This is a genomic window from Aquabacterium sp., assembly GCF_036273115.1.
Classification (GTDB): Bacteria; Pseudomonadota; Gammaproteobacteria; order Burkholderiales; family Burkholderiaceae_C; genus Aquabacterium.
In genome coordinates this window covers 117512-127512 of the sequence record NZ_DASUIN010000009.1, presented here as the reverse complement: position 1 = coordinate 127512, position 10001 = coordinate 117512, and the positions used below count along the sequence as shown (strand labels likewise).

General features: G+C 61.8%; 7 protein-coding genes. 3 read left to right on the top strand and 4 right to left on the bottom strand.

The genetic code is table 11. From position 1 onward, the window contains the following. The coding region (gene purL, locus VFW72_RS04205; protein ID WP_329673016.1) for a phosphoribosylformylglycinamidine synthase at positions 1-2654 on the bottom strand (2654 nt) is incomplete at its 3' end. A gap of 129 nt (positions 2655-2783) precedes the next feature. Here purL and map point away from each other — a divergent pair. Both map and VFW72_RS04195 read left to right on the top strand, forming a co-directional pair. After that, positions 2784-3596 (top strand): type I methionyl aminopeptidase, encoded by an 813-nt coding sequence (gene map, locus VFW72_RS04200; RefSeq protein WP_329673015.1) that lies wholly within the window; start codon positions 2784-2786, stop codon positions 3594-3596. Between the two features lie 88 nt (positions 3597-3684). Continuing rightward, complete coding sequence (locus tag VFW72_RS04195) at positions 3685-6279, top strand: [protein-PII] uridylyltransferase (protein WP_329673014.1); 2595 nt, start codon at positions 3685-3687, stop codon at positions 6277-6279. 6 nt (positions 6280-6285) lie between these two features. On the opposite strand, the gene VFW72_RS04190 is transcribed toward VFW72_RS04195, so the two are convergent. Beyond that, the gene (locus tag VFW72_RS04190; protein WP_329673013.1) at positions 6286-6489 is read right to left on the bottom strand and encodes a YdcH family protein; all 204 of its coding nucleotides are present in this window, start codon (positions 6487-6489) and stop codon (positions 6286-6288) included. A 102-nt stretch (positions 6490-6591) separates the two neighbouring features. Between VFW72_RS04190 and VFW72_RS04185 the strand changes: the two genes are divergently transcribed. Then, a complete protein-coding gene (locus VFW72_RS04185; protein WP_414638773.1) occupies positions 6592-7356 on the top strand; it encodes a PP2C family protein-serine/threonine phosphatase in 765 nt (254 codons plus the stop codon). 18 nt (positions 7357-7374) lie between these two features. Here VFW72_RS04185 and zapE read toward each other — a convergent pair whose 3' ends face one another. Together zapE and lpdA are read right to left on the bottom strand one after the other, a co-directional pair. Next, positions 7375-8487 (bottom strand): cell division protein ZapE, encoded by a 1113-nt coding sequence (gene zapE, locus VFW72_RS04180; protein ID WP_329673011.1) that lies wholly within the window; start codon positions 8485-8487, stop codon positions 7375-7377. Positions 8488-8556: 69 nt separating this feature from the next. Beyond that, complete coding sequence (gene lpdA / locus VFW72_RS04175) at positions 8557-9984, bottom strand: dihydrolipoyl dehydrogenase (protein ID WP_329673010.1); 1428 nt, start codon at positions 9982-9984, stop codon at positions 8557-8559. Positions 9985-10001 lie beyond the last annotated feature (17 nt).

The following is a 10001-nucleotide window of genomic DNA, read 5'->3' as shown; positions in this document are numbered from 1 at the left end:
TTGATGGCGTTGACCAGGTTGACCAGGTCTTTCGGGTCGTCCAGGTCGGGCACCTCGCCGCCTTCGAGGTTCAGGCTTTGCGCCAGAATCGAGCCGCCCATGCGGTTTTGTCCCTTACCCAAATCGATCAGGATCAGCGTGGTGTCGCCCGGCTGCAGCTGCGGCGTCAGCGTGCCGCGCACGTCGGCCAGCGTCGCGAACGCGGTGACGATCAGGCTGACCGGCGCGGTGACCTGCTTGCCCTGGCCCGCATCGCTCCAGCGCGTGCGCATCGACAGCGAATCCTTGCCGACCGGGATGCCGATGCCCAGCGCCGGGCACAGTTCCATGCCGACCGCCTTGACGGTGTCGTACAGCGCGGCATCTTCTCCGGGCTCGCCGCAGGCGGCCATCCAGTTGGCGCTCAACTTGATGCGCGACAGCTCGATCGGCGCCGCCAGCAGGTTGGTGATGGCCTCGCCCACCGCCATGCGGCCCGAGGCTGGCGCGTCCAGCGCGGCCAGCGGCGTGCGCTCGCCCATCGCCATCGCCTCGCCGCGGAAGCCGACGAAGTCCGCCAGCGTCACCGCGCAGTCGGCCACCGGCACCTGCCAGGGGCCGACCATCGGGTCGCGGTGGCTGAGCCCACCCACCGTGCGGTCGCCGATCGTGATGAGGAACCGCTTGCTGGCCACCGTCGGGTGGCGCAGTACGTCGAAGACCACCTGCTCGAGCTTGACGTCGTCGAGGTTCAGTGCCGCCTCGCTGCGCGCCACGCGCTGGACGTCGCGCTGCATCTTGGGCGGCTTGCCCAGCAGCACCTGCATGGGCATGTCGATCACGCGCTCGCCGCCGGGGCCGTCCTCCAGCACCAGGTCGGGCGCGTCGGTGGCCACGCCGACGATGGCAAACGGGCAGCGCTCACGCGCGCACATCTGCTCGAACAGCGCCAGCTTCGCCGGATCGACGGCCAGGGTGTAGCGCTCCTGGCTCTCGTTGCACCAGATCTCCTTGGGCGCCAGGCCGGACTCCTCCAGCGGCACCTGGCGCAGATCGAAGCGCGCCCCCTTCTCGGCGCCGTCCACCAGCTCGGGGAAGGCGTTGGAGATGCCGCCGGCGCCCACGTCGTGGATGGCCAGAATCGGGTTCTTCGCACCCAGACCCCAGCAGTGGTTGATCACCTCTTGCGCACGGCGCTCGATTTCGGGGTTGCCGCGCTGCACCGAGTCAAAGTCCAGTGCCGCCGAGTTGGTGCCCGCCGCCATGGACGAAGCCGCCGCACCCGCCATGCCAATGCGCATGCCAGGGCCACCCAGTTGAATCAGCAAGGTGCCCGCGCCAAACACGATCTTCTTGGTCTGTGTGGCGTCGATGGTGCCCAAGCCGCCAGCAATCATGATCGGCTTGTGATAACCACGGCGGATGGCCTTGTCGCCCTCGCCCACGTTCTGGTCGAACACGCGGAAGTAGCCGCCCAGGTTGCTGCGGCCAAATTCGTTGTTGAACGCGGCGCCACCCAAAGGGCCTTCGATCATGATCTGCAGCGGGCTGGCGATGTGCTCAGGCTTGCCAATGGGGTTTTGCTCCCAAGGCTCATTGGTGCCTGGCAGGTGCAGGTTCGACACCGAGAAGCCGGTCAGACCCGACTTCGGACGCGAACCACGGCCGGTCGCGCCTTCGTCTCGGATTTCACCGCCCGCACCGGTCGATGCGCCGGGGAAGGGCGAAATGGCCGTGGGGTGGTTGTGCGTTTCCACCTTCATCAGCACATGGGCCAGCTCTTCACGGGCCTTGTACTGAGGCGCGTTGGTGTAGCCATCGGGCATCCAGCGCTCGATCTGGTGGCCTTCCATGATGGACGCGTTGTCGGCGTAAGCCACCACGGTGTGCTGTGGGTTCAGCTTCTCGGTGTTGCGGATCATGCCGAACAGCGACAAGTCTTGGTCCACGCCGTCCACGGTGAACTTGGCGTTGAAGATCTTGTGGCGGCAGTGCTCCGAGTTCGCCTGGGCGAACATCATCAACTCCACATCGGTGGGGTTGCGCTTCAGGCCAGTGAAGGCATTGACCAGGTATTCGATTTCGTCGTCCGACAAGGCCAGACCAAAGGTCACATTGGCCTCTTCCAGCGCAGCGCGGCCACGGCCCAGCACGTCCACGTGCTCCATCGGGGCGCCCTGCTTCTCGTCGAACAGGTGGCGGGCTTCTTCGCGGGCCAGCAGCACGCTTTCGGTCATGCGGTCGTGCAGCAGCGCGGCGCATGCCTGCAGTTCATCAGCCGACAGCGACTTGGCCGAGCCCGTCAAAGTGCCGATCAAACCGGTTTTGACGGTGATGCGGAATTCGGTCACGCGCTCCACGCGGCGAATGGCCAGACCGCAGTTGTGCGCGATGTCGGTGGCCTTGGAAGCCCAGGGGGACACGGTGCCCAAACGGGGGGCCACCACAATCAGATCACCTTCGGCCCCACCCTCGTAGGCATCGCCATAGGTCAGCAGCGCGGCCAGCTTGTCCAACTCGGCATGGTCGAGCGCCTTGTCCAGGGCCACCCAGTGCACGAAACGGGCATCAACGCCGGAAATCTTGGGGTTGATGGCTTGCAGCTTGGGCAGCAGGGCCTGAACTTGGTGAGGAGCCAGGGCATTGCCGCCCTCAAAGTGCATCAAAGTGGACATCGCTATGGGGGTGCGCTCAGGAAAAACGCGAATTTTACCGGGCTCAGGCCCTTCGCGCGGAAAAACTGCAACGAAAGCAATTTCCCTGTGCGCGTCATAGCCCACAACAATTGCGGATAATTCCGGTCTATGAGCATCACCATCAAATCCGGCGCCGAGATCGACGCCATGCGTCTGGCCGGCCGTCTGGCTTCCGAGGTGCTGGACTACATCACCCCGTTCGTCAAAGTGGGCGTGACCACCGAAGAGCTCGACAAGCTCTGTCACGACTACATGGTCAACGAACAAGGCTGCGTGCCCGCCCCGCTGAACTACGCCCCAGGCGGCCACAAGCCCTACCCCAAGTCCATCTGCGCGTCGATCAACCATCAGGTGTGCCACGGCATTCCGAATGATCGCCCCCTGAAAGATGGCGACATCGTCAACCTTGACATCACCGTCATCAAAGACGGCTGGCACGGCGACACCAGCCGCATGTTCGTGGTGGGCAATGGGTCCATCGCTGCCAAGCGCCTGTGTGCCTTCACCTACGAAGCCATGTGGAAGGGCATCGCCAAGGTCAAGCCGGGTGCGCGCCTGGGCGACATCGGCCACGCCATTCAAACTTTTGCAGAAAGCAACGGTTTTTCTGTGGTCCGCGAATTCTGCGGCCACGGCATTGGCCAGAAGTTCCACGAAGAGCCACAAGTGCTGCACTACGGCCGCCCAGGCACCCTGGAAGAACTCAAGCCCGGCATGATCTTCACCATCGAGCCCATGATCAACGCGGGCAAGAAGGACATCAAGTCGCTGGGTGACGGCTGGACCATCGTCACCAAAGACCGCTCGCTTTCGGCGCAGTGGGAGCACACCGTGCTGGTCACCGAAACTGGCTATGAAGTGCTGACCTTGTCCGCCGGCAGCCCACCGATCCCAGACTTCATACTGCAAGCTCAAGGCTGAGCCTGAAACCCACCCAAGGCCCTGCTGCGGACAACGCTCAGGGCCTTCGTCTTTTGACGGATTCGACCGCCGCCAGTTGCACCCCTCCATGACGATCGACATCGCTGCCTTTCGCACCCAGTTCAAGCAAGCCAAAGCCGAGCTGCTCAATCAGTTCGCCCAAAGCCGCCCCACCACATCGTCAGCCAGCCGGCTGCTGGGCCACCTGGCCAAGCTGGTAGACCGCACACTGCACGATCTGTGGCACGCCTTTCCCTTACCCAAAGGGGCCGCTCTGGTGGCCGTAGGGGGGTATGGCCGAGGCGAACTGTTCCCTTACTCCGACATCGATGTGCTCATCCTTGTACCGCAGTCGCTGGCCGACAGCGGCGACGAAACCGCCATCACGGCGGTCGAGGGCTTCATCAGTGCCTGTTGGGACATCGGTCTGGAAATTGGCTCCAGCGTCCGCACCGTGACGGAGTGCGGTCAGGAGGCCGCGGGCGATGTGACGATTCAGACCTCGCTGCTGGAATCGCGCTTTCTATGTGGATCCAAAGCGCGTTTCACGGAACTGAGTCGTGTGACCGCGCAAAAGATGGACGCCCAGGACTTCCTGACGGCCAAGCTGCTGGAAATGCGCCAGCGGCACACCAAATACGAAGACACCCCCTACTCGCTGGAACCCAACTGCAAGGAAAGCCCTGGCGGCTTACGCGACCTGCAGGTGGTGCTGTGGCTGGCCCGCGCCGCCAACCTGGGAAAGAACTGGTCCGAACTGGCACACAAGGGGCTGTTGACCGCATTTGAAGCCCGCCAACTGCAGCGCAACGAAGGTGTGCTCAAGCTCATTCGTGCCCGACTGCACCAGGTGGCTGGCCGCCGCGAAGACCGGCTCGTGTTCGACCTGCAAACCGGCGTGGCCGAAACCTTCGGCTACACCAACACCCGGGGCTTGCGCGCCAGCGAAGTGCTGATGCGCCGCTACTACTGGGCCGCCAAAGCCGTTACACAGCTCAATCAGATCCTGATTCTGAACATCGAAGAACGGGTGCATGGTTCGCAAAACGCACCCATGCGTGTCATCAACGACCGTTTCCTGGATCGGGGCGGCTCGCTGGAAGTGGTCAGCGACGACCTCTATCAACGCGACCCACACGCGATTCTCGATACCTTCCTGACCTTCCAGCGCGACAACACCCTCAAAGGTCTGTCGGCCCGAACCCTGCGCGCCTTGTACAACGCTCGCGGTGTGATGGATGGCAAGTTCCGCAGAGATCCGGTCAACCGCGCCACCTTCATCGAAATCCTGAAGGCCCCCCAGGGGCTGACCCGAGTCATCCGACTGATGAACCAGACGTCGGTTCTGGGGCGCTACCTGTGGGTGTTCCGCCGCATCGTCGGCCAGATGCAGCACGACCTGTTCCACGTCTACACGGTCGACCAGCACATCCTCATGGTGGTGCGCAATGTGCGCCGTTTCTTCATTCCGGAGCACGCGCACGAGTACCCCTTCTGCACGCAACTGGCATCTGAATGGGACAAGCCCTGGTTGCTCTACATCGGCGCCCTGTTCCATGACGTGGCCAAGGGCCGCGGTGGCGATCACTCCGAACTCGGCGCAGTGGAAGTGCGCCGCTTCTGCAAGGACCACGGCATCACAGGAGAAGATGCCAAGCTGGCCGAATTTCTGGTTGAGGCCCACCTCACCATGTCCAAAGTGGCGCAAAAGGAAGACCTGTCTGACCCAGATGTCATTCAAGCTTTTGCTCGCAAAGTGGGCAACGAGCGCTTCCTCACCGGTCTGTACCTGCTGACAGTGGCCGACATCCGCGGCACGAGCCCCAAGGTGTGGAACGCCTGGAAAGGCAAACTGCTCGAAGACCTTTACAAGCTCACCTTGCGCGCCTTGGGCGGCTCACGTCCACACATGGACGCCGAGATCGAAAACCGCAAGCAGCAAGCCCGCCACGTTCTGCAATTGAATTTCTTGCCAGAAGGCATCGAAAGCAATCTGTGGAAGACGCTGGACATGAGCTACTTCGCCCGCCATGAAGCGGCCGACATCGCATGGCACACCCGTATGCTGTGGCGCCATGTTCAAACAGAGCGCCCCATCGTGGCCGCCCGCCCCTCCTCGGTTGGCGAAGGCCTGCAAGTCATGGTCTACGCACCGGATCGTCCCGACCTGTTCGCCCGCATTTGCGGCTATTTCGACAAGGCTGGCTTCAACATTCAGGACGCGCGCATTCACACCTCGTCCACCGGTTACGCGCTGGATACCTTCCAGATCTTGTCCAGCGACAACGATGTCTACGAAGGCGTGCACCCTCGCGACCTGATCTCACTGGTGGAAAACCAACTGGCTGAAGCTGCCGCATCAGACCGCCCGCTACACGACCCCAGTCGCGGACGCCTGTCGCGTCGGGTCAAGTCCTTCCCGGTTCAACCCCGGGTCAGCCTGCGTCCCGACGAACGCGCTCAAAGCTGGCTGCTCAGCGTCTCGGCCAGCGATCGCTCGGGGCTGCTGTATGTCATCGCCCGCACCCTGGCGCACCACCATGTCAATGTGCAACTGGCCAAGATCAGCACCTTGGGGGAACGCGTAGAAGACACCTTCCTGGTAACGGGCGACCGCCTGCGCCAGGACAAGGTTCAACTGGAACTGGAAACAGAACTGCTGGACGTACTGAGCCCGCGTTAAGCCGGTTCAGGCTGGCTCTTTGGGGTCCAGCATGGTCTCCAGCCGCGAAATCTGGTCGCGCAGCATGAGGCGACGCTTCTTCAGGCGCCGCAGGGCCAGCTCGTCGACCGGCTGTTTTTCTGCCGTCAGGTCGATCAGATTGTCGAGGTCGGCATGTTCAATACGCAACTCGATCAGCAGGCGATGGGGAGAATGCAGGTTGTCTTGCATCGAAGTAGCCAACTGGCTCACGAACTGGCGCAAATATGCGGATGAACCGAGGGATCGCCTGCCCCCGGGACCGGTCTTTTCCAGATTATAGTTTTCCCCATGATGTCATCACCGTCCAGTTTCCGCCTTGTCGCAGCAACAGGCATCCACCGAGGCGACCGCGCCTACCAGCAAGACCAGGTCGAAGTCATTGTTCACCCCCGGGTACAGGGTTGCCTGCTGGCTGTCGTGGCCGACGGGATGGGCGGTAAGAGCGGGGGGCGCAAGGCCGCTGACCAAGTCATCATGACCGCCCGCCAGGTGTTTGACCGCTTCGTGCCCAGCAAAGACGATGCCGAAATGAACCTGCGCCAGCTCGTGGAAGAGGCGCACCTGATGATCAAACTGACGGCCATCGCCTTCGAGGAAGAGCCGCACAGCACCATCGCCTCGTTCATCGTCACGCCCGATCTGAGCGCCGACATCGTGCACGCCGGTGACTCGCGGGTCTACCACTTCCGCGGCCCCGACATGATGTTCCGCACCAGCGACCACTCTTACGTGCAGCGCCTGGTCAACGAGGGCCAGATCACGGAAGAAGAGGCGAATGTACACCCCCAGTCGAACCTGTTAACGGGCTGCCTGGGCACCCAGACTGATCCACCGCTAGACAGCCACCACATTCCGCAACTTGAAATTGGTGACACGCTATTGGCCTGCAGTGACGGCCTGTGGCACTACTTCACTCAAAAAGAGCTGGGCGCCATCGTGCACACCCTGCCTCCCCGTGAAGCTGCCGAAATGCTGGTGGGCAAGGCACGCCATCGCGCCCGTGGAGGCGGAGACAACCTTTCGCTGGCCCTGGTGCGCGTCGAAGCCGCCCGCTGAACTTCTGCCTGGGCGGGCTCAGGTCAGCGACGTATCGACGTTGCGCTTCTCTTCAGCCAGATACTCCTTCGACTGCATCTCGTTCAGGCGAGACACGGTGCGCGGGAACTCGTGCGCCAGCGGGCCTTCGGTGTAGAGCTGCTCAGGCGGCACTTCAGCTGACACCACCAGCTTCACACGCCGGTCATACAGCACATCGACCAACCAGGTGAATCGCCGAGCTTCAGACGCCAGGCGAACCGGCATGTGGGGCACATCGCTGAGCAAAATGGTGTGAAAGCGCGTGGCCAGTTCCAGATAGTCGTTTTGCGAGCGCGGACCACCGCACAGCGTCTGGAAGTCAAACCACACAACACCACCGGCACGCCGATGGGCTTTCAAAACCCGGTGCTCAATGTGCAGCTCAGGGTCTTCGTCTGCCGTCTCGGCCAGTTGGTTGAAGATGCCGTCCATCTGGGCCTTCACCTCTGGGCTCAGCGGAGTCAGGTACAGATTCGCCAACTCCAGCGTGCGGCGGCGATAGTCGGTACCGGCGTCCACATTGACCACCTCCAACTGACTTTTGAGCAGCTCAATGGCAGGCAGGATGCGATCGCGATGCAAGCCATTCGGGTACAACTCATCCGGGTGGAAGTTCGACGTGGTGACGATGCTCATGCGATTGCGGAACATGGCGTCCAGCAAGCGGTGCAAGATCATGGCGTCGGTCACATCGGCCACATGGAACTCGTCGAAACAGATCAGGCGGTGCTTGCGCGACATGCGTTTGGCCAACACCTCCAGCGGGTCCGCCACGCCCTTGAGTTCATGCAACTGGCGATGCACTTCACGCATGAACTCGTGAAAGTGCAAACGCGTCTTGCGCTGAATGGGCACTGCATTGAAAAAGCAGTCCATGATGAAACTCTTGCCGCGCCCCACCCCGCCATACATGTACACCCCTCGAGGCAGGTTCGGGTAGCGCAGCATCTTGGTCAGTGCATTCGATCGCTGGCGCTTGTAGCCCGCCCATTCGTCCTGGCATCGCTGTAGGGCAGCAATGCCCTTGAGTTGTGCCGCATCGGCCTTGTAGCCACGCTCCACCAGGCTCTTTTCATACAGTTGGGTCACGGAAATGGCGTAGGCAGGCATACAGCAAATTCATTAGACGAAAAAAAAGGGGCAGCCTGGCCACCCCTGATCGAGTTGCGCGCGGCAAACTCAGAAGTTTAAGGTGCGCTTGTCCACCGCGAGCGCCGCTTCCTTCGTCGCCTCACTCAGACTAGGGTGAGCGTGACAAATGCGCGCGATGTCTTCGGCGCTGGCCTTGAATTCCATGGCCACCACGGCTTCTGAAATCAACTCGCTGGCAAATGGGCCAATGATGTGCACCCCCAGGATTTCGTCTGTCTGGGCATCAGCCAGGAACTTCACGAAACCAGTGGTGTCCCCCAAGGCTCGGGCACGGCCATTGGCAATGAATGGGAAGGAACCGGCCTTATAGGCCCGTCCTTCCGCCTTCAGCGCCTGTTCGGTTTTGCCGACCCAAGCGATCTCTGGGCTGGTGTAGATCACCCAGGGAATGGTGTTGAAGTTGACATGACCATGTTGACCGGCAATGCGCTCGGCCACGGCCACACCCTCTTCTTCAGCTTTGTGCGCCAGCATGGGGCCACGCACGACATCGCCCACCGCCCACACATTGGGCAGATTGGTCTTGCAGTCGTCGTCCACCACAATGGCGCCACGCTCGTCCAGTTTCAAGCCCACGCCTTCGGCGTTCAGGCCATTCGTATTGGGCACGCGGCCAATCGACACGATCAGCTTGTCGCACTCGAGCTTCTGCGCCTCGCCTTTGGCATCGGTGTACGCCACCGACACGCCCTTCTTGGAGGTTTTGATGTCGCCGATCTTCACACCCAGCTGCAGCTTCAGGCCCTGTTTGGTGAAGACCTTCTGCGCCTCCTTGGCCACCTGCTCGTCAACAGCTGCCAGGAAGGTGGGCAAAGCTTCCAGCACGGTGACCTCCGCCCCGAGGCGGCGCCAAACCGAGCCCATTTCCAGGCCAATCACACCCGAGCCGATCACGCCCAGCTTGGTCGGCACCTCGCCAATGGCCAAGGCGCCATCGTTGGACAGCACCAGCTTTTCATCGAAAGGCACACCGGGCAACTGGCGCGCATTCGAGCCCGTGGCCACCACAATGTGCTTGCCCACTAAGGTGTCAGGCTTGTCGCCCGCCACAGCGATTTCGTAGCCGCCCTCGGCCGCCTTCACAAAGGAACCACGGCCATGGAAGAAGGTGACCTTGTTCTTTTTGAACAGGTACAAGATGCCATCGTTGTTCTGCTTCACAACGGTGTCTTTGCGGCCAATCATTTTGGCCACATCCATCTTCAAGCCTTCCACGGTGATGCCATGGTCAGCAAAGTGGTGCGCGGCCTGATCGTAGTGCTCCGACGACTGCAGCAAAGCCTTGGAGGGAATGCAGCCGACGTTGGTGCAGGTGCCGCCGGGCGCGGGGCCACCCTTGGCGTTTTTCCATTCGTCAATGCAGGCCACCTTGAAACCCAGCTGGGCGGCACGAATGGCAGCGATGTAGCCACCAGGGCCCCCGCCGATGACGATGACGTCGAATTGATTGGACATGATGTGTGCTGGTTGGG

What these genes read in the sequence shown, in the direction of transcription:
- VFW72_RS04185 (WP_414638773.1), top strand. Translation starts at nt 6,592, where the DNA reads ATGTCATCACCGTCCAGTTTCCGCCTTGTCGCAGCAACAGGCATCCAC.
- lpdA (WP_329673010.1), bottom strand. Translation starts at nt 9,984, where the DNA reads ATGTCCAATCAATTCGACGTCATCGTCATCGGCGGGGGCCCTGGTGGC.
- VFW72_RS04195 (WP_329673014.1), top strand. Translation starts at nt 3,685, where the DNA reads ATGACGATCGACATCGCTGCCTTTCGCACCCAGTTCAAGCAAGCCAAA.
- map (WP_329673015.1), top strand. Translation starts at nt 2,784, where the DNA reads ATGAGCATCACCATCAAATCCGGCGCCGAGATCGACGCCATGCGTCTG.
- zapE (WP_329673011.1), bottom strand. Translation starts at nt 8,487, where the DNA reads ATGCCTGCCTACGCCATTTCCGTGACCCAACTGTATGAAAAGAGCCTG.
- VFW72_RS04190 (WP_329673013.1), bottom strand. Translation starts at nt 6,489, where the DNA reads ATGCAAGACAACCTGCATTCTCCCCATCGCCTGCTGATCGAGTTGCGT.